Genomic DNA, 19,057 nt, shown 5'->3' on the forward strand with positions numbered 1-19,057 from the left:
AGAGGAGACTGAAGATGTCGGAGACGGTCGACACGATCGACGCCGATCAGGAAGAGACGAGTGCGGCGGCCGAGCCGAAGGCGGGCGGTGACGACGCTCTCGTGCAAGAGGGCGACATCGCCGGCGACTACCTCGAGCGTCTGCTGGACCTGCTCGACTACGACGGCGACATCGACCTGGACGTCGAAGCGGGCCGCGCGATCGTCAGCATCGACGGCGGCGACGACCTCGAAAAGCTGGTCGGCCCCCGCGGCACGGTGCTCGAAGCGCTGCAGGAGCTGACCCGTCTCGCGGTCCAGCAGGAGACCGGCTCGCGCAGCCGGCTGATGCTGGACATCGCCGGCTGGCGCGCGGACCGCCGCGAGGAGCTCCGCGAACTCGGCCGGTCCACCGCGGAGTCGGTGCTGTCGAGCGGCGAGCGGGTGCGCCTGCAGCCGATGAGCCCGTTCGAGCGCAAGGTCGTCCACGACGCGGTCGCGACGGTCAAGGGCGTCACGAGCGAGAGCGAGGGCGAGGACCCGAAGCGGCGCGTGGTGATCTTCCCCGAGGACTGAGCCCTCGGAAGCACTGAGCGGAAGCGGCCCACCGGATTCACTCCGGTGGGCCGCTTCTTTTATGCCTTCCTTCTGACACGGCCCCTCGGCATCGTGAGTACGGACCGGCACCGTGCCTGCCGAACCCGCCGAGCAGACCCTGGCCTCTGGGCGATGCCGCGTCGCGCGTCGTCCGTTGGCGACGCTCCGTCCCCTGTCATGTTCTAGGCAGCGGTTAGGCAAGGACGACTGCCGTCATGTTCATCAGCCGCCGCCCGGCGCCCCGGCACGCGACGAGTGACGCCCGAGCCTGCAGTCGCCCGAGGATCGTCATCGCTCCGACTCGACGCCGCCGCGAATTACAAGCGTGGCGTTTCACGTGAAACTCGCCGCCTCCTCCCCCGGCCGATCGCGTTTCACGTGAAACGACCTGTGGATCGCTCGGCGACTCGAGTGGACTTGTCCACAGTTGCGGTCTGTCGGCTCGATTTGGCGTCGGCATCAGGGACAATCAATCGAGCGCGTTTCACGTGAAACGCGCGGAGCGAGGAGTGCGAGTAGTGAGCTTGGACGGCGCCACCGGGACGGTCCGGACCGCGGCGGTGGAGGTGTTCGGGGAGCGCGTCGAGCAAGCCGCCGGGTACGTGGAGCTGCTGGCGACTCATGGGGTCGAGCGAGGGTTGATCGGACCGCGTGAGGTCGACCGGCTGTGGGAGCGGCACGTGCTGAACTCCGCGGTGATCGGTGAGCAGATCCCGTCCGAGGCGCGCGTGGTCGACGTCGGGTCGGGCGCGGGGCTTCCGGGAGTACCGCTGGCGATCGCTCGACCGGACCTCGATATCGTGCTCTTGGAACCCATGGCTCGCCGGGTTGACTGGTTGGCCGAGGTCGCCGAGAAGCTGGAACTCCCGATCACCATCGTCCGTGGACGCGCCGAGGAGCGGTCCGTACGCGAGCAGCTGAGTGGCGCAGACGTCGTCACCGCCCGCGCGGTCGCCCCTCTTGCTCGGCTCGCGGGCTGGTGCCTTCCCCTGGTTCGTCCCGAAGGTCGACTGGTTGCCCTCAAAGGCGCCAGCGCCGCCGAAGAGATCTCCCGCGACCGCGACGCGGTGCGCAAGGCCGGTGGGGCCGAACCACAGGTCGCGGAATGCGGGAAGGCAGTACTCGAAGTCCCCAGCACGGTGGTCCTGATCCGTCGCCTGCCGCCGAAGCCGAACCGGCCACGCGGCAGGCGGAGCTAGCGAACGACAACAGCCGCGCCGTTCCACGTGAAACATCGCGGTGTGAACGCCCCCGAATCGTCTACCAGGAGGAGGTGTCGAGACCGGTGAATCCCCCGCCGTCCGACTCCGCGGAGGCCAGCCAGGAGATGGGCTGGACGCCGATCGCTGAAGAAGCCGTTCGCGCCGCGAGCGTGCTCCACCCCAAGGAAGGGGTACTCCCCCGACCCTCTCGTCGCCGCGTGCTCACCGTCGCCAACCAGAAGGGCGGGGTCGGCAAGACGACGAGCACCGTCAACCTGGCCGCGGCGCTCGCCGTGCACGGGCTGAAAACGTTGGTGATCGACCTCGACCCGCAGGGCAACGCCAGCACCGCGCTCGACATCGACCACCGCTCCGGGACGCCGTCGATCTACGAGGTGCTCATCGGCGAGGTCTCAATCGCCGAGGCCGCGCAGCAGAGCGAGCAGTCCCCCAACCTCTACTGCGTGCCCGCGACGATCGACCTCGCCGGTGCCGAGATCGAACTCGTCTCCATGGCGAACCGCGAGACGCGGCTCAAGGAGGCGCTGTCGTCCGGCGCGCTCGACGAGATCGGCGTCGACTACGTCTTCATCGACTGCCCGCCGTCGCTCGGTCTCCTCACCGTCAACGCGATGGTGGCGGCGCAGGAAGTGCTCATCCCGATCCAGTGCGAGTACTACGCACTCGAAGGTCTCGGGCAGCTCCTCAGCAACATCGAACTCGTGCAGCAGCACCTCAACCGCGAACTCAGCGTGTCGACGATTCTGCTCACCATGTACGACGGTCGCACCAAACTGGCCGACCAGGTGACCAACGAGGTCCGGAACCACTTCGGCGAAACGGTGCTGAAGACCGTCATCCCGCGCAGCGTGAAGGTGTCCGAGGCGCCTGGCTACGGCCAGACCGTCCTCTCCTACGACCCCGGTTCACGTGGCGCCATGAGCTATCTCGACGCGGCGAAGGAGATCGCCGAGCGGGGTGTGAACGAGAGGAGCAGCACCGCATGACTGAGCGCAGAGGAGGGCTCGGCCGCGGACTGGCGGCCCTGATCCCGACCGGACCGGCGACGCCTCCTCCGGCCGCGACCGAGGCCAGCACGCCCGCGGAGAAAGCGGTACGCGAGGACAAGGGCTGGTTCGCGGCGAACGGCGCCGCGGGCCAGCCCAGCGGCGAGGTCGCCGGCGCGGTGTACCGCGAGATCCCGGTCAGCTCGGTCAAGCCGAACCCGAAGCAGCCGCGTCAGGTTTTCGACGAGGAAGCACTCGCCGAACTCGAGCATTCGATCCGCGAGTTCGGGCTCATGCAGCCGATCGTCGTCCGCGAACTCGGCGACGACGAGTACGAACTCGTCATGGGCGAGCGCCGGCTGCGCGCCTCGCAGCAGGCGGAGCTCGAGGCGATCCCGGCGATCGTGCGGCAGACCGCCGACGAGTCGATGCTGCGGGACGCGCTGCTGGAGAACATCCACCGCGTGCAGCTGAACCCGCTCGAAGAGGCGGCGGCCTATCAGCAGCTGCTCGACGAGTTCGCGGTGACACACGAGGAGCTGGCCGGGCGCATCGGTCGCAGCCGTCCGGTCATCACGAACACCATCCGGTTGCTCAAGCTCCCCCTCCCCGTGCAGCGGCGGGTGGCCGCGGGCGTCCTGTCCGCCGGGCACGCGCGGGCGCTGCTGTCGTTGGAGGATCCGGAAAGCCAGGAGGAACTGGCGGCGCGGATCGTCGCGGAGGGCATGTCGGTGCGGGCCACCGAGGAAGCCGTCACGCTGAAGAAGAGCGAGAAGCCGGCGAAGCCGAAGGCCGCTCCCCGAAAGCAGATCCAGGCGCCCGGATTGCAGGAACTCGCGAACCGGCTGTCCGATCGGTTCGACACCCGGGTGAAGGTCGACCTCGGTCGCCGCAAGGGGCGCATCGTTCTCGAGTTCGGGTCGGTTGACGATCTTGAGCGGATCGTCGGGATCATCGACGCGAATTCCGGGGAAAAATCGGCGAATCAGAGCGACGAAACCGATTAGGGATCACCCAGGGGCGTTTCGTCACGGTGATGATTGCGGATCGAGGCGGCCACGGTCACGCGGAGTGGCCGCCGGAAATCGACCGGCGCGGGGAGGGGCGGCAGTCCGCCGCCCGCCCCCGTCCGCCAGTTTTCAGTTCGCGCGAGCGACGGCGCGCGCGACGAGGTCCGCGAAAACTGAACCGAGCGTGGTGCCGGCGGCTTCGACCGCCATCGGCACCGTCGACGTTTCGGTGAGACCCGGCGAAAGGTTCACTTCGAGGAAGTGGACTCCCCCGTCCGGCGTGATCACCGCGTCGGTACGCGAGATGTCGCGCAGCCCGAGCCACCGGTGCGCGCCGACGGCGAGTTCGCTGACCGCCTTCGCGGCCTCGTCGGAAATCCGGGCCGGGGTGAAGAAGTCGGTGAGCCCCGCGGTGTAGCGCGCGGTGTAGTCGTAGACGCCGCTCTCCGGCACGATCTCGACCGCGGGCAGGGCCTCGGCCCCGTTCTCCCCTTCGATGACCGTGACGGCCACCTCAACGCCGTCTACGAACCGTTCCGCGAGCACGGTGTCGCCGTAGGCGAAGCAGCCGACCATCGCTGCGGGCAGCTCCGCCGCTTCCCGGACCACCTGCGTGCCGAGCGCCGACCCGCCCTGATCCGGCTTGAGGATCAGCGGCAGGCCGAGTCGCTCAACCATCGCGTCGAGCACCGACTGCGCACCCAATTCGCGGAAAGTGCTGTGCGGCAACACAATCCAGTCCGGCGTCGAAAACCCGGCCTGCTGCACGAACGCCTTCGCGGTCGGCTTGTCCCAGGCGCGACGACAGCCCTGCGAGTGAGTGCCGACGAACGGCACGTCGAGCATCTCCAGCACGGTCTGCACCGAGCCGTTCTCGCCCTCACCACCGTGCAGGGCGACGACAACCGCGTCCGGACGCTGCGTGCGCAGCCGTTCCAGCAGCCCGGCGTCGGTGTCCCACTCCTCCACCGTGAGGCCCTCGGCCCGCAGCGCGGCGGAAAGCCTGCGCCCGGAGCGGAGCGAAACGTCGCGTTCGTGGGAAAGCCCGCCGGCGAGCACGGCAACGGTACGGTCGACCACCGTGGGAACTCCTTAGTGTTGCTGGGCCGGTCAGACCGTGTCCGGAGACGGGGTCTCGGGCCCCGGGATGGTGCGCGCCTTCACGCTACCGAAGGTGCGGTTGAGGTCCATTTCGGACTCGAGCACGGCGGCGAGCCTGCGCACGCCCTCGCGGATGCGTTCCGGCGTCGGATAGCAGTACGACAACCGCATCTGGCGGGAGCCGAAACCGTCGGCGTAGAAACCGGTGCCGGACGCGTACGCGACCCGAGCGGTGACCGCGCGCGGCAACATCGCTTTGGTGTCAACGCCTTCCGGCACGGTGACCCACACGTAGAAGCCGCCGTCGGGGTGGGTCCAGGAGCAGCCGGGCGGCAAATACTGTTGCAGCGCCGACAACATCGCATCGCGGCGTTCGCGGTAGTTCTCCCGGAACTTCTTGATCTGGCCCTTCCAATCGTGCGTCGCGAGGTAGCGCGAGACGATCATCTGGTTGAAGGTCGGCGGGCACAGCGTCGCGGATTCCGCTGCCAGCACGAGCTTTTCGCGCACCGCGTGCGGCGCGAGCACCCAGCCGACGCGCAGCCCGGAGGCGAACGTCTTCGAGAACGAGCCGAGGTACACGACGTTGTCCGGGTCGAGCGAGCGCAGCGCCGGGTAGGTCTGGCCGTCGAAACCGAGCAGGCCGTATGGGTTGTCCTCGATGATCAGCACGCCGTGCTCGCGGCAGATCTCGACGATTTCCGGCCGCCGGTCGACCGACAGCGTCACGCCGGCCGGGTTGTGGAAATTCGGGATCGTGTAAAGGAATTTGACCCGCTGCCCGGCCTTTTCGGCCTGGCGCAAGGCTTCCCGCAACCCTTCGGGCACGAGACCGTGCTCGTCCATCGCGACGTGCACGACGTTCGCCTGATAAGCGGAAAACGAACCGAGCGCGCCGACGTACGACGGGCCCTCGGCGATCACGACGTCACCCGGGTCGCAGAAAAGCCGGGTCACCATGTCGAGACCCATCTGGGAACCGACGGTGACCACGACGTCGTCGGGGTGCGCCTTGATCCCCTCGAGAGCCATGATTTCGCAAATCTGGTCACGCAGCGCGGGAATCCCGTGCGCGGACCCGTACTGCAGGGCGACGAGCCCCTCCTCGGCGATGATCTCGCCGACCTGAGCCGAGAGGGTGTCGAGCGGCAGCGCGGCGAGGTTCGGCATGCCGCCGGCGAGCGAGACGACCTCCGGCCGGCTTGCCACTGCGAAAAGCGCGCGGATCTCGGATGCGGTCATCCCGGCGGTACGTGCTGCGTACCGGTCGAGGTGCGGGTCGAGATTGTGGCGGCCGGTCTGCGGCTTGGCGGGGCGGTTCTCGGTCATCGGACACCTGAGGGCTCGGTGGGTACCTGCTGGTAGATCCATCGAGTGTAACCGCGGCCTCTTCCGGCTCCCCGCTCTTCCGGCGCTTGTCACATCGGCCTATCCTCGGGGTGGTTCTTCCGGTGCCGCCTGCGCTCTTGCGGGCGCGATGGCCGGAGTTGCGGGGTCCAGGGAGGTTTCAGGTGTCACGTCGCGTGGTGGGCGTCACCCTGGACAATCTCGAGCACCTTCCCAAGAACTGCCGGCAGTGCGTGTACTGGGAGCTCGCGCCGCACCTGAAGGCGCAGGCCGAGGAGTACGGCTCCACCGAGGTCGAGAAGGAAGCCTGGGTGTCCAGCGTGCTGCTGGAATGGGGTTCCTGCGGCCGCATCGTCTACAGCGACACGTTGCCGGTCGGGTTCGTGCTGTACGCCCCGCCGAACGCGGTGCCCCGCTCGCTCGCCTTCCCGACGTCGCCGCCGAGCGCCGACGCCGTCCTGCTCACCGCCTTCCAGGTCCTGCCGGAATTCCGCGGCGGCGGCCTCGGCCGGATGCTGGTGCAGGCCGTGGCGAAGGACCTGACCAAACGCGGCGTCCGCGCGATCGAATCCTTCGGCGACGCCACCCCTGACGACGAGGACCCGCTGGGCCAGCACTCGTGCGTGCTCCCCGCCGCGTTCCTGCAGAGCGTGGGCTTCAAAACGGTGCGCCCGCACCCGAAGTACCCGCGCCTGCGCCTGGAACTGCGCTCGGCGATCACCTGGAAGGAAGACGTCGAAGCGGCACTCGAACGTCTGCTGGGCCAAGTGACGATCACGACCGCGGAACCGAGCCTCGGCCGCGCCTGACCGGCTTCGTGCCCCAGGCAGGTCAGCCAGAATGACCTCGCTGGCACCCACCCTGAACGCCCCGCCCGGCTAGCCCGCAGTACTCCGCCACTCCCCGGCTACCCGGTCACTCTCCGTGCCCACCTTTGCGACAACTACCGCCGCTCGCCCGCTTTACTGCTCACCGCAACCCTCATTCCCGACTGGGTTGTGCGGCCGCTCGAACAGCATCGCCCGAGGTCAGCCCCGGCCTGTTCGCCGCCGCCGGGGGTGGGCCTCGGATGCCCCAGGACCGAGTCCGACGAGCCCCATACCACCTCGAATCCGCAGGGAAAACACCCACTCCCGGTACCTGTGCACAACTGTGGAAGAGTCCCCGAGTTATCCACAGATTGCAGATAGAGGCCGTGGAAAAGCTGTGGATGGATAGAATGGATCTGGGGACGCCCCCTGGGAAGGGTGGGGGCTGCCCCCAGGTGTGGTGGGTGGTGCGGCAGTGGGGCGCAAGTTCTTGTGGCGCCGGTTAAGCGGTGTGGGGGCTCCGGTTGTTTGGGGGTCCGGGTGCGGTTGGTTCGGGGGTGGCGGTGCTTGGGAGGGGTCGCCGAGCGGGCGGCGGCTGGTGGTGACTGTGGGTAGTGGTTGCTCGGGGTGCGGGCGGGTCAGCACGGGTAAACACGGGCTGAGAGGGCGGTGCGGCGGCGGGGCGCGCTGAGTGGGGCCCTGGGCGGTCTTCGCGGGGAAAGGCCGGAGCAGGGCGAATCAGGGTGGGGCTAGGGGTAAGGCAGGGAGAACCGGAGGGGGCGAATAGCGAGAGTGGGCTATTCGGCCTTGGCCAGTTCGTGGGCCAGTACGTCGGCGAAGGTGAAGGTGCCGGTGGGCTGGTCGCCTTCGCCGAGGAGGTAGAGGCGCTTGACCGCGATGAGGATGCCTTCGGCCACGACGTCGCGGAAGGCGGGGTCGCCAAGGCGGGCGGCGTCGTCCGGGTTCGTCAGGTAGCCGATTTCCACGCGGACGGCCGGGCAGCGCGTGCGGGTGAAGATCTCCCACGTCTTGTAGTGCGTGCGGCAGTCCAGCAGGCCGGTACGGGCGGCGACCTCGCGCTGGATGAAGCCGGCCAGCAGCTCGCCGACGGTGGACGTCGTGCCGTTGCCGGTGCCGAAGTGGAAGCTCGCGACGCCCTGTGCGCGCGGCGACGGGTTGCCGTCGCTGTGCAGCGACAGGAACAGGTCCGCGCCGGCGTCGTTGGCGAAGCGGGCGCGTTCGAAATCGGTCGGGCTGTGGTTCGGGCCCCGGCTGATCAGGGCCTCCATGCCGGTGGCCTGCATCCGGCCTTCGAGCCGCCGCGCCAGATCCCAGGCGATGTCCGCCTCGCGCAGGCCGCCTGCGACGACACCGAGGTCTTCGCCGCCGTGGCCCGGGTCGATCACGATGCGCTTGCCGCGCAGCCGCGGGCCCGCCTGGCGCACCTGCTCCTGCTCGCGCAGGAAAACCGGGCGGCCGCCGCGAGCGCGCGGCGAGGACAGGCGATGCAGCTCGCGGATGGTGGCCGGGCCGCAGATGCCGTCCGACGTCAGCCGCATGTCGCGCTGGAACGTGCGCAGGGCGCGTTCGGTCTGGGGGCCGAAATAGCCGTCCGGGCGGCCCGCGTCGAAGCCCAGTTCGGTGAGCCGCTCCTGAAGAGTGAAAACGTCGTCGCCGTGCACCGGCGACGACAAAAGGTACTGGAGCGGGCGGCTCCCGAGGTGATAGCTCGCGCCCTTGAGCGCCTGGTACGTCGCCGGGCCCACCACCCCGTCGGTGATGAGCCCGCGGCGCTGCTGGAACGCGCGCACGGCCTGCTCCACCGCGACGTCGAACGTGTTGTACCGCTCGGTCCCCGCCACCGGCGGGAGCAGATCCATCCCGGCAAGGATCGACCTGATCTCGGCGACGTCGGGACCGGCGTCACCGCGGCGGAGTACCCGCATGCACTCCTCGCTCTTCCTCAGGCACCGAAACCGGCTCGATGCGAAACAGAAACCCGGGTAGGGGGTGTACCCAGGCACCTATTGTGCCCTGTGAACTCTCGGTAAGGACGCAGGCCCGGTCGGTGCGCCACCGGCGGGTGCGTCGCCGCGCGGCGGACACGCCGAGTGCACCTGCGTGCCCACCCCGTGCGGGTGGTTCCCGAACGTGCGAGAACCCGGACCGGCGAGTCGATAGCCGCTGGCCCGGGTTCTCAGCAGGTGGACCGCTCAGAGCACGTCGGCGAGATCGGACAACAGCGCGGCCTTCGGCTTCGCGCCCACGATCTGCTTCACCGGCTTGCCGCCCTGGAACAGGATCAGCGTCGGAATCGACATCACCTGGTAGTCACGCGCCGTGTTCGGGTTCTCGTCGATGTCGAGCTTCGCGACGGTGATCTTGTCGCCGTTTTCCTTCGCGATCTCCTCGAGCACCGGGGCGACCATCTTGCACGGCCCGCACCAGGTCGCCCAGAAGTCGACGAGAACGGGCTTCTCGCTGGTCAGGACGTCGTCCACGAACGACTTGTCGGTCACCTTCACGGGTTCGGACATCGCTTGCTCCTTCAACTCGGTGGAAAAAAGTCAGTGCTCGCCGGCGCCGTAGCCGCCGCCGACCAGTTCCGGTGCTTCGTTCGCCTCGGCCTCGCCGTGCTCCGCGAGCCATCGTTCCGCGTCGATCGCCGCGCTGCAGCCGGAACCGGCCGCGGTGATCGCCTGCCGGTACGTGCGGTCCACGAGGTCGCCGGCGGCGAACACCCCGGGCAGGTTCGTGTACGACGTGCGGCCCTGCGTGAGCACGTAGCCGTCCTCGTCCACGTCCACCTGACCGCGCACCAGTTCGCTGCGCGGATCGTGGCCGATCGCGACGAAGAACCCGGTCACGTCGAGAGTCTTCTCCTCGCCGGACTGCGTGTCGCGCACCTTCAGGCCGGACACGGTCCCGTCGCCTTCGACGCCGGTGATCTGCGAGTTCAGCTGCCACTTGATCTTGTCGTTCGCGCGAGCGCGTTCGAGCATGATCTTCGACGCCCGGAACTCGTCGCGGCGGTGCACGATCGTGACGGACTTGGCGAACTTCGTCAGGAAGGTCGCCTCCTCCATCGCCGAGTCGCCGCCGCCGGCCACCGCGATGTCGTGGTCGCGGAAGAAGAAACCGTCACAGGTCGCACAGGCGGACACGCCGCGTCCGAGCAGCTCCTGCTCGCCCGGCACCTTCAGGTACCGCGCGGCGGCGCCCATGGCCAGCACGACGGCGCGGGCGGCGTAGCGCTTGCCGTTCGCGACGACGTACTTCACGTCGCCGGTCAGCTCAAGCGACTCGACGTCCTCCGCGCGCAGCTCCGCACCGAACCGTTCGGCCTGCTTGCGCATCTCCTCCATCAGGTCCGGACCCTGGATCCCGTCGCGGAAGCCCGGGAAGTTCTCGACCTCGGTGGTCGTCATCAGCGCGCCGCCGAACTGCGTGCCCTCGAACACCAGCGGTTCGAGCTGTGCGCGCGCCGCGTAGACCGCTGCGGTGTAACCGGCAGGACCCGACCCGACGACGATCAGGTTCCTGATTTCCTCGGCAGCCACCCGTCAACCCTCCGCTCGTCATGACCTGTGCTCCAGGCTCAACACGATCGTAGGTGGAGGTGTTCCCGGCGGTGACGCCCGCTACGTCCTGCCCGCTACTTCTTGCCGACCACCTTGTCGAACAGCTTGTCCGGGTTCCCCGGCCCGCAGTCCGCGCCGAACGCGACCAGCCGGAACTGCGCGAGCTTGCCGGTGGTGTAAATCGCCACCACGCCCGGCTTGCCCTCGACGGTCACCGGCCGCACGCCCTCCGGCCGCACCGCCGGGTCCATGCCGGCCGCCGCGACGCACGCGTCGAAGCGTTTCGAGTCCTGCAGCGGACCGTAGTTCCGCACGCCGAGACCGCCGCCCAGCAGCGCTTCCGCACCGCTGCCGTCGCTGCCGACGGACGGGCCGCTTGCCGAAGACGGCGCGGGCGCAGCGACACCGGACGTATTGGTCTTGGTCGCACCGGGAACGGTCAGCGTGATCGCTACCGCGGCGGCCGCGGCGGCGGTCAGGATCCCGGCGCCCCAGCCGAGCTGCCGGTTCCGCCGTTTCCGCGCCGCCGACAGGTCCACCACCGGCGCGACCGCCTGTTCAGCGGGCTCCGGTGCGGCCGCCGGAAACGTCGCCTCCTGCCGGGCCGCCGACTCCGCGGCGAGCGCGGCGTCGAGCCTTGCCGCGAACTCGGCGGGCATCGGCGGCGCCGGTTCCGCGGCGAGCGCGGACAGGTCGGCGGTGGTCGCCTCCAGGGCCTCGATGATCGCGCGCGCCTCCGGATCCGCGTTCACCCGCGGCCACAGCTGCGCTGCCTCCTGGTCGTCGAGGACCCCGGCGTGGAGGTCGGCGAGCAGGTCGACAGACCAGGGCGGCCCGATGGTTCCGCCTGCCCCCCGGCTCTCGTCCGTCATCGTCCCTCCCCGTTCCCCGGCGAGCGCTGGGCTCGCCCGGCACTCCGGGACCCCTCCGAAGTGGCGTGCTTGCGTTTGCTTTCGTTAGTTGGGACGTCGCCACCCCCGTCCGGGTTCCGCAGATGCCCGAGAACCTTCGCGAGTTTTCCCCGCCCGCGCGCGCACCGGCTCTTGACCGTGCCCTCGGCGATGCCGAGCATCTTCGCCGTCTCGGCCACCGAATAGCCCTCGACGTCGACGAGCAGGATCGGCGCGCGCTGGTCTTCGGGCAGCTCGTCGAGCGCTTTGCGGACCAGCAGGCTGGTCTCCTTCTCGGCCATCGAGTCGCCGGGCGCGGCCGGTTCGTTGTACTCGCCGGTCTCGGGCAGCGGCACGGTCGGCCGGGCCTGCTTCCGCCGGATCCGGTCGAGGCACGCATTCACCACGATCCGGTGCAGCCAGGTCGTGACCTGCGACTCCGCGCGGAACTTGCCCGCCGCGCGGAAGGCCGAGATGAACGCCTCCTGCAGCGCGTCCGCCGCCTCTTCCGGATCGCGCAGCGTGCGCAGCGCTACCGCCCACATGCGGTCTCGATGCCGCCGGACCAGTTCACTGAACGCATGCGGATCGCCCGCGGCGTGCGCCGCGATCAGATCCGCATCCGTGGGAGCTGCAGCCGTCACCCGGCAGAGCCTACTGAGTCGTGCTCGCAGCTCACGCCGCAGGCAGGAAGCTCAGCTCTCCGATCTGGCTCAGGAAGCCGTCGCCGCCGTTGTCGCCCAGCTGGGTGATCCAGACGATGAAGTACTGGCTTTGCGTCGGCTGCTGCAGGGTGATCGTGGTGTCCGGCCCGTTCAGGTCGCCGCTTCCGACCACCTTCGTGTCGTCGAGCTGCGGATTCTTGCTGTCCGCCGACCGGATCTCGACCTTCGTGCCCGGGCTGTCCGCGCTGATCTTCACCTGCGCGAGGTTCACCGGGTTGTCGAACGAGACCGCGATGCCGACGCCGGGCTTCAGCGCGGGCAGCTGCTGCTGGTACTGGTCGGTCTTCCAGACCGTGCCCGGGTCGCCGTCGATCGTGTTCTTCGCCCGGCCCGCGTTGTCGCCGGAGCCCTGCGGGTTGTAGAGCGTCGCCGACTTCGGGGCCACCGGGTCGCCGATCTTCGGCGCCGCGGGCGGCTGGTTGCCCGGCGGTGGCGCCGGGTTGCCCGGTTTCGCCGGAGCACTGCTCGGCGGGGCCGCGACGTTGATCGTGGGACCGGTCGGCTTGCCGTCGCCCTGGAACAGGTTGATCAGCATCAGCCCGCCCCACGCGAGGATGACCACGGTCGCGACCACCAGCACGGTGACGCCGAAGGCCAGCTTCCGCCGCCGCGCGACGTCCTTCACCGGCTTCTTCGTGGTCCAGATCGTGCCGTCGGTCTCCGCCGCCGGGTCGTCCTTGCCGACCGCGTTGATCAGCTGGGTGCGTTCTTCCTGCTCGGCGACCTGGCCGAGCACGCGGAGAATGGCCGAGCTGGTGCGGATCCCGCCGCTGCCGCCGTCCTCGATCGTGCGCACGGCCAGCGAGGACAGCTCCGGCGGCACCGCCGGCACCAGCGACCGCGGCGGCACGACGTGCCCCTGCGGCGTGAGCGGGGCCGCGGGGATCGCGGGCGGTCCGCCCGGCAGCGCCCAGCGTCCGGTGAGCAGCAGATACAGCACCGCGCCGAGCGCCTTGACGTCGTCGCGGAGAGTGGCTTCGGGCAGCGGGCCCGGGAAGGCGAGCTTGAGCGCGCCGCCCGGCGTGAGCCGCAGCCGCTGCGGGTGGTCGAGGCCGAGGACAAGACCGTTCTGGTGGGCGTGGTCGACCGCTTCGGCGAGCGCCTGCACCATCCGCGCGGCCGCGGCGGGGGCCACCGGGCGCTGCGCGACCAGGTCCACCAGATCGCTGCCCTTGGTCCACTCCGCCACCACGACGCCGAGCAGTCCCTCGCTGGAGGTGACCCCGCTGCCGAGGCTGAGCACGTCCAGCACCCGCGCGACGCCGCCGTGCCCGAACTTGGACGCGTGCGCGGCCCGTTCCAGGGTGCGCCTCGCCTGCCGCGCCGCCTCCGGATCGGCCGGATCGCCGACCAGCAGCGTCAGTGCGACGTCCCGTTTGAGCTGCCCGTCCCGCGCGCGCCAGAGGTGCGCAGCGGCCCGCTCGTCTACCCCGAACTGGGCAAGCAGGCGATACCGGCCGTCCCCTACGACGCGTCCGGGCGCGAGCGATCCGCCCCGGGCGCGAATGCCCGCGGCGTCCCCCGCCTGCTCGCTTCGTCTCGTGTCCACGCTCTCTCCCGCTTCGCTCCCGGCACCGAGGGTACCCGGATCATCAGCCGTAGAAGCGTCGTGAGTCGTGAATCAATCGTTACCCGCGCTTGATCAATCGGGTGAATCTCGATGTTACGGGCTTCAGCTCCTCGACCTTCAGCGCCATGAGCACCCCGAACGAGACCACGATCCCGACGAGTCCCTGCAGGACGAGCTTGATCCAGGCGTGCAGAACCGGGCCGAGGGACGAGGGCACGATCAGCCCGACGACCCACGCCGCGCCGACCCCGAGGACGCTCGCCACGACCGTGAACAGGATCACCCCGATCACCCGCTTGCTGCGCAGGTTGCCGAGCGTCACCCACAGCCACACCTGGCCGAGCATCGCGCCGATCACGTAGGTCAGCGCGTTCACCATCATCACGCCGAGCACGACGTTCTCCGGGTTCAACAGCACCGGGCACAGGAACAGCAGCGGCACCTTGACCACGGTCATCACGATCATGATCAACGTCGGCGTGCGGGCGTCCTTCATCGCGTAGAACACCCGCATCTGAAGCATCACCAGCGCGTACGGCAGCAGCGCGAACGCCGTGATCGCCAGCGCCTGGCCCATCCGCTCGGCGCCTTCCAGCGAGCCCTTGCCCAGCGCGAACAGCGCGACACCCATCGACGAGCCGACGATCGTCATCACCGCGGAGATCGGGACGAGGGTCACCGTCGAGATCCGCGAGGCATACGACAGGTCGCTGACCAGCTTCTTCGTGTCGCCGTCGGCGGCGGCGCGGCTCATTCGCGGCATGATCGCGGTCAGCAGCGAGACGCCGAGCACGCCGTAGGGCAGCTGGAACAGCAGCCACGCGTAGTTGTAGGCGGTGACGCCGCCCGAGGTGCCCTTGGTGAGCACGCGGGTGGTGATCGTGAGGCCGACTTGGCTGACCGCGACGTAGCCGACGACCCACAGGGCCAGCCCGCCGAACTCCTTCATCCGGCTGTCCAGGCCCCAGCGCCAGCGCGGGCGGAAGCCCGACCGCAGCAGCGGCGGGATCAGCATGAGCGCCTGCGCGGCGATGCCGCCGGTGACGCCGAGGCCGAGCGTGAGCACCTTCGGATCGGTGAGCGACGGATTGCCGGTGTCGATCGAACCGGGCATCAGCCACACCACGAGGATGGTGAAGATGACCACCAGGTTGTTGATCACCGGGGCCCACGCGGTCGGCCCGAACACGTGCTTGGCGTTCAGCATCGCCGAGACCAGCGCGAACACGCCGTAGAAGAAGATCTCCGGCAGCAGCAGGTAGGCGAACGCGGTGGTCAGGCCCGCGCTCGCGTTGCCGGACGAATCGATGTACAGCGACGTGAACGCCGGTGCCGCGATCACCGCGATCACGGTGCCGATGAACAGCACGGTGACGCCGGTGGTCAGCAGCCGTTGCGCGTAGGCCTGGCCGTGGTCCGGGTCGTCTTGCGAACGCACCAGCAGCGGCACCACCACGCTGGTGAGCACGCCGCCGAGCAGCAGCTCGAAGATGATGTTCGGCATCGTGTTCGCGACGTTGAACGAGTCGGTCGCGATCCCGTTGCCGATCGCCGCGACCAGCAGCACCTTCCACAGGAACCCGGTGATCCGGCTGATCAGCGACGCGATCGCCATCCGGCCGGATTCCTTCGCGACCGAAGGACCCTCGTCCTTCGGCTGTTCGGGCGCCTCGGCCGGACGCGCGAGCGGCGCGTCCTTGATCCGCGGCATGACCTGGGTGGCCAGCGCGTCGTACGGGCGCAGCACGTCCGGGTCGGCGGTCGGCCAGCGCGACGGGGCCGCCAGCGGAACGCCCGCCGTGCGCGGGATGAACCGGGTGGCGTCCGGGTCCCGCATCGCCTCTTCCTGCCACGGCCGGATCGGCGTGCCGGGACGCGGGCCGCGGCCGCGGTGCACCGGCGGCTGCGGGCCCGGCACGTTCGCGGGCGGCGGGGTCGGCTGCGGGAGCTGGCCGCGGTTCGGCGGCTGGTTCGGCGGGATCGGCTGCGGACCCGACGGCGGGAGCTGCTGCGGGCCGGACGGCGGCCCGGACTGCCTCGGCGGGGGCGGCCTGCGCACCGGCGGCATGGCGGCCCTGGTCGGGGCCGGACGCTGGCCGTTCGGCGGCGGCGGCGGGACCCGGCGCGGCGCGCGGTCCCGGGGGTCGCGGGGTTCACGAGGTTCGCGGGGCTCACGGGGGTCGCCGCGGCGCGGGTCGATCCGGCGCGGCTGGGCCCGGTCGGAAGGCGCCCGGTCGGCGGGCGGGCGTTCGTCGGGCAACGGCATCCGGCGGGTGCCGTTGGGCGGCGGCTGCCTGCGGTCGGCGGGCGGCGGCGGAGGAGGCGGCTGGCGACGGGCGTCCCGCACCGCGCGGCGAGGCTGGTCGCTCCGCCTCGGCGCCGCGCCGTCCCGCCGAGGACGACCCGCACGCTCGGGTGGTTGACCCGGCTCTTTGTCCAACGCGTGCCCAATCCTCGGCGGTCCCCTTGCCCCTGCCATTGTGGCAGCGCCGACTCAGGGTAATCGGGAACGGGCGCGAGCACCCGGCCCCTTGGCCTGTCAGGGCGTGCCGCCGCGGCTTTCCTTGATCCGCCGGTAGATCCGCCGGGACGCCAGCAGAAGCAGCGCGCAACCAGCGACGACGGTGACGATGATGGTGATCGGGCCGTATTCGGTCGAGGTCAGCTCGAACCGCGCGGTCGCGCCGAGATCCGTGCCCGATGGGGTGGTCAAGGACACATCGACCGACAGCCGGCCGGCCCGCAGCGCCTCGATCTGCACGTACTTGGTCTGCCCGCCCTTCGCCGGGAAAAGCAGGTTCTTGCCCGCTTGTTCCGGCCGGACGCCCATGTTGTTCCGGAGCACGATCTGCGCGGTGACGCCGACCGGCAGGTCGTTGTGCACGTACACCGGCAGCGGCGAGGACCCGGACGCGAGCGCAAACGTTTGCTTCGGCTGTTCGACGGTCACCTGGTCGCGGATCGCGGCGAGCTCCGCGGTGGCGTTCGCCGAGGCGGACGCCACCGCCGACGGGCCGAACGCGGTCGAGCTGCCGCGGACCAGCGCGTCGCGCACCGGACCGACGACGGCCTTCGGTTCGACCTGGTTCCGCTGGTCGACCTGCATCGCCGACACCAGGCCGGTGGCGTCCTGGTCGAGGCCGGACAGCTGGCCGGCGACCGCCGCGCCGCCGTCCGAACGGGTGTCCGCGGCCAGCGAAGCGCTGCCTTCCGGCGCGGTGCCCAGCAGGTCGTCGAGCGTCGAACCGGCCGTCACGCCCGCGGTGGTGAGCTTGCCGAGCCCGGACAGGAAGGCGTTCAGCTCGTCGGTGGTGGCGTCCCAGCGCCGCGGCGGCGCGATGAGCAGCGGCCCGCCGGTGGTTCCTTCGGTGCGGCCGAGCCCGGCTTCGAACGCGACCGCGGCGAGACCGTTCTGCGTGGAGACCGCGCGCTGCGACGCTCCGCTGTAGGTGGTCGGCGCCTGCGGGCTCGGCGTGAATCCGGTGAGACCGGCGGTGGCCATCGAGTTGGTCGGCTGCGCGCGCAGGCCGTCGGACAGGGTCGCCGCGCCGGTGACGGTCTCGTCGTCACCGCCCGCCCGCAGCTTGCCGCTGTCGGTGAGCACGGTCTGGAAGCCGCCCGACGAAATCGCCGACAGCGCCTTGTCGTCCGGAGTCCCGCCCGGCCACAGCACGCCGCTCTTCGACTCGACGCCGAGCACCTGGCGGATCGTCGCGGTGCCGTTCAGCGCCGTGGTCATGAGGCCGGCGTCCGGGTTGCCGTCGGCGCCGCGGATCTTGCCCAGCGTGGTGAGGTCGGCGTCGGCGAACGGCAGCGGGATCACGCACCGGCCGGTGACCAGCGCACGCAGCGCCGCCAGCCAGTTCGACGCGGCGTCCGCGCCCTTGCCCGTCGCCCCGCCGCTGACCCGGTAGCCGTTCTTCATCGCGTCCACGGTGCGCAGCAGGTCCGGATCGAGCGCGAAGCACAGCGAGCCGCCGATCTTCGGATTCGTCTCCTGCGCCGCTCGCGCCGCCGAGACCAGCGAATACAGCCGTCCGCCGGGGCTCAGCTGGTCGGCGAGCGAATCGTCGGTGAGCGTCATCGGCACGCCGAACGGGGCGGACTGGACGTGCGGGGTGCTGTCGGTGATCGGCCACAGCACGGCCAGTTTCGAATGCCGCTGCGTTGCCTGGTTGTTCGCGTGGCCCGGCGTCGACAGCACCGGCATGAGCAAGCTCACCGCGGCGAGCCGGGCCGGGCCGCCGTACTCCGGGGTGCCGTTCACGTTCACCAGCAGCGGGTACACGCCCGGCCGGAGGCCAGCGCCGCGCGGCCCGGTGAGCGGCACGGTGATGTTCAGCCGGGCGCTCTGCCCAGGCTCCAGGTCCTCGGCGAGCGTGGTGAACTCGGTCAGCGGGGTGTCCTGCACCGGGGTCCCGGCGAGCACCGAGTCCATCGCGCGCGGGCTGGCGAGGCGTTCGCCGATCTGCAGCCGGGCCATCGGCTTGACGATCCGGCGCGATCCGGTGTTGGTGACCGTCCCGGCCACCGTGATCGCCTGGTCCGCGCTGGAAATCACGCGCGGGGTCAGCTGGCCGAGGTCGAGCCGCAGCCGCGCCGGTTCCGGAGACGGATTCTCCTGCGCGCCCGCCGGCGCACCGAACAACGCGGTGGCGGCGACGATCAGCAAAGACAGCAAGAAGGCGGCGGGCCGCTTCACTCGGGTGCTCCCTCTCAGCCGCGCTCGTCGGGCGCGAAAAGTTCTGCTGCCCCGCGAACCAGCTTGCGCTCGTCCGCGTAGGCGAGGGTGGTCTCCAGCTCGGCCAGCGGAACCCAGGCGACCTCGGTCACCTCGACGTCCTCGTCCGACAGTTCGCCACCGGTGGCTTCGAGCAGGAAATGGTGCACGGTCTTGTGCACCCGGCGCTGCTGCGCGACGAACCAGTAATCGATGGCGCCAAGCGGGTGCAGGACGCGCGCGGAGATGCCGGTTTCCTCCTTCACCTCGCGCACCGCGGTCTGCTCCACCGTCTCCCCGTCCTCGATGTGGCCCTTCGGCAGCGACCACAGCAGTCTGCCGTGTCGGTCGAGCCGCCCGATCAGCACCGCGTGTTCGCGCTCCGGGTCGACGACCAGTCCGCCAGCCGAGGTCTCGTCGACCGTGGTCAGCCGCCTGCCGCGGTGGCGCCGTCGCCGCCGGCGCGGCGTCGGCGGCCCGGCGCGACCGGCGGATCCAGACATGCTGCGATGCTAGAGCA

Annotated in this window: 16 protein-coding genes; 5 read left to right on the forward strand and 11 right to left on the reverse strand. The window is 70.1% G+C overall.

Annotation, left to right across the window (positions count from 1 at the left end; all coding sequences use genetic code 11):
- Positions 1 to 14: 14 nt before the first annotated feature.
- The 4 genes from FKO37_RS03395 (at position 15) to FKO37_RS03410 (ending at position 3,791) form a co-directional block, all read left to right on the forward strand.
- A complete protein-coding gene (locus FKO37_RS03395) occupies positions 15 to 554 on the forward strand; it encodes a R3H domain-containing nucleic acid-binding protein (RefSeq protein WP_037809133.1) in 540 nt (179 codons plus the stop codon).
- Positions 555 to 1,093: 539 nt separating this feature from the next.
- Positions 1,094 to 1,774 (forward strand): 16S rRNA (guanine(527)-N(7))-methyltransferase RsmG, encoded by a 681-nt coding sequence (gene rsmG, locus FKO37_RS03400; RefSeq protein WP_037809131.1) that lies wholly within the window; start codon positions 1,094 to 1,096, stop codon positions 1,772 to 1,774.
- An 86-nt stretch (positions 1,775 to 1,860) separates the two neighbouring features.
- The gene (locus tag FKO37_RS03405; protein ID WP_037809129.1) at positions 1,861 to 2,784 is read left to right on the forward strand and encodes a ParA family protein; all 924 of its coding nucleotides are present in this window, start codon (positions 1,861 to 1,863) and stop codon (positions 2,782 to 2,784) included.
- Positions 2,781 to 3,791, forward strand: a complete 1,011-nt coding sequence (locus FKO37_RS03410) for a ParB/RepB/Spo0J family partition protein (protein ID WP_037809127.1) — start codon at positions 2,781 to 2,783, stop codon at positions 3,789 to 3,791. The genes FKO37_RS03405 and FKO37_RS03410 overlap by 4 nt, the downstream gene beginning before the upstream one ends.
- A 132-nt stretch (positions 3,792 to 3,923) precedes the next feature.
- Here FKO37_RS03410 and FKO37_RS03415 read toward each other — a convergent pair whose 3' ends face one another.
- Positions 3,924 to 4,874 (reverse strand): D-alanine--D-alanine ligase, encoded by a 951-nt coding sequence (locus tag FKO37_RS03415; RefSeq protein ID WP_009085339.1) that lies wholly within the window; start codon positions 4,872 to 4,874, stop codon positions 3,924 to 3,926.
- Between the two features lie 30 nt (positions 4,875 to 4,904).
- Positions 4,905 to 6,224, reverse strand: a complete 1,320-nt coding sequence (locus tag FKO37_RS03420) for a PLP-dependent aminotransferase family protein (RefSeq protein ID WP_037809126.1) — start codon at positions 6,222 to 6,224, stop codon at positions 4,905 to 4,907.
- 182 nt (positions 6,225 to 6,406) lie between these two features.
- Here FKO37_RS03420 and FKO37_RS03425 point away from each other — a divergent pair, with 182 nt between their 5' ends.
- Complete coding sequence (locus FKO37_RS03425; RefSeq protein ID WP_106961273.1) at positions 6,407 to 7,051, forward strand: GNAT family N-acetyltransferase; 645 nt, start codon at positions 6,407 to 6,409, stop codon at positions 7,049 to 7,051.
- Between the two features lie 797 nt (positions 7,052 to 7,848).
- Here the strand turns inward: FKO37_RS03425 and FKO37_RS03430 are convergent.
- From FKO37_RS03430 to FKO37_RS03470, 9 genes are all read right to left on the reverse strand, one after another.
- On the reverse strand, positions 7,849 to 8,997 hold the full coding sequence (locus FKO37_RS03430) for an N-acetylmuramoyl-L-alanine amidase (protein ID WP_037809125.1): 1,149 nt from the start codon (positions 8,995 to 8,997) through the stop codon (positions 7,849 to 7,851).
- Between the two features lie 267 nt (positions 8,998 to 9,264).
- Positions 9,265 to 9,588 carry a thioredoxin gene (gene trxA / locus FKO37_RS03435; protein WP_009085330.1) on the reverse strand — a complete coding sequence of 108 codons (324 nt, stop codon included), beginning with the start codon at positions 9,586 to 9,588 and terminating at the stop codon, positions 9,265 to 9,267.
- 30 nt (positions 9,589 to 9,618) lie between these two features.
- A complete protein-coding gene (trxB, locus tag FKO37_RS03440; protein WP_037809124.1) occupies positions 9,619 to 10,611 on the reverse strand; it encodes a thioredoxin-disulfide reductase in 993 nt (330 codons plus the stop codon).
- 95 nt (positions 10,612 to 10,706) lie between these two features.
- The gene (locus FKO37_RS03445) at positions 10,707 to 11,504 is read right to left on the reverse strand and encodes a hypothetical protein (protein ID WP_238603708.1); all 798 of its coding nucleotides are present in this window, start codon (positions 11,502 to 11,504) and stop codon (positions 10,707 to 10,709) included.
- Positions 11,501 to 12,166, reverse strand: a complete 666-nt coding sequence (gene sigM, locus FKO37_RS03450) for an RNA polymerase sigma factor SigM (RefSeq protein WP_043831404.1) — start codon at positions 12,164 to 12,166, stop codon at positions 11,501 to 11,503. Before sigM ends, FKO37_RS03445 begins: the two co-directional genes overlap by 4 nt.
- A gap of 31 nt (positions 12,167 to 12,197) precedes the next feature.
- Positions 12,198 to 13,796, reverse strand: a complete 1,599-nt coding sequence (locus FKO37_RS03455; protein WP_037809120.1) for a protein kinase family protein — start codon at positions 13,794 to 13,796, stop codon at positions 12,198 to 12,200.
- A 79-nt stretch (positions 13,797 to 13,875) separates the two neighbouring features.
- Complete coding sequence (gene murJ / locus FKO37_RS03460; protein WP_235146700.1) at positions 13,876 to 15,654, reverse strand: murein biosynthesis integral membrane protein MurJ; 1,779 nt, start codon at positions 15,652 to 15,654, stop codon at positions 13,876 to 13,878.
- A 702-nt stretch (positions 15,655 to 16,356) separates the two neighbouring features.
- On the reverse strand, positions 16,357 to 18,519 hold the full coding sequence (locus FKO37_RS03465) for a DUF6049 family protein (RefSeq protein WP_043831406.1): 2,163 nt from the start codon (positions 18,517 to 18,519) through the stop codon (positions 16,357 to 16,359).
- 14 nt (positions 18,520 to 18,533) lie between these two features.
- A complete protein-coding gene (locus FKO37_RS03470; protein WP_037809118.1) occupies positions 18,534 to 19,040 on the reverse strand; it encodes an NUDIX hydrolase in 507 nt (168 codons plus the stop codon).
- Positions 19,041 to 19,057 lie beyond the last annotated feature (17 nt).

The sequence above is a fragment of the Amycolatopsis sp. Poz14 genome (assembly GCF_006704225.1).
In the GTDB taxonomy this organism is placed as follows: domain Bacteria; phylum Actinomycetota; class Actinomycetes; order Mycobacteriales; family Pseudonocardiaceae; genus Amycolatopsis; species Amycolatopsis nivea.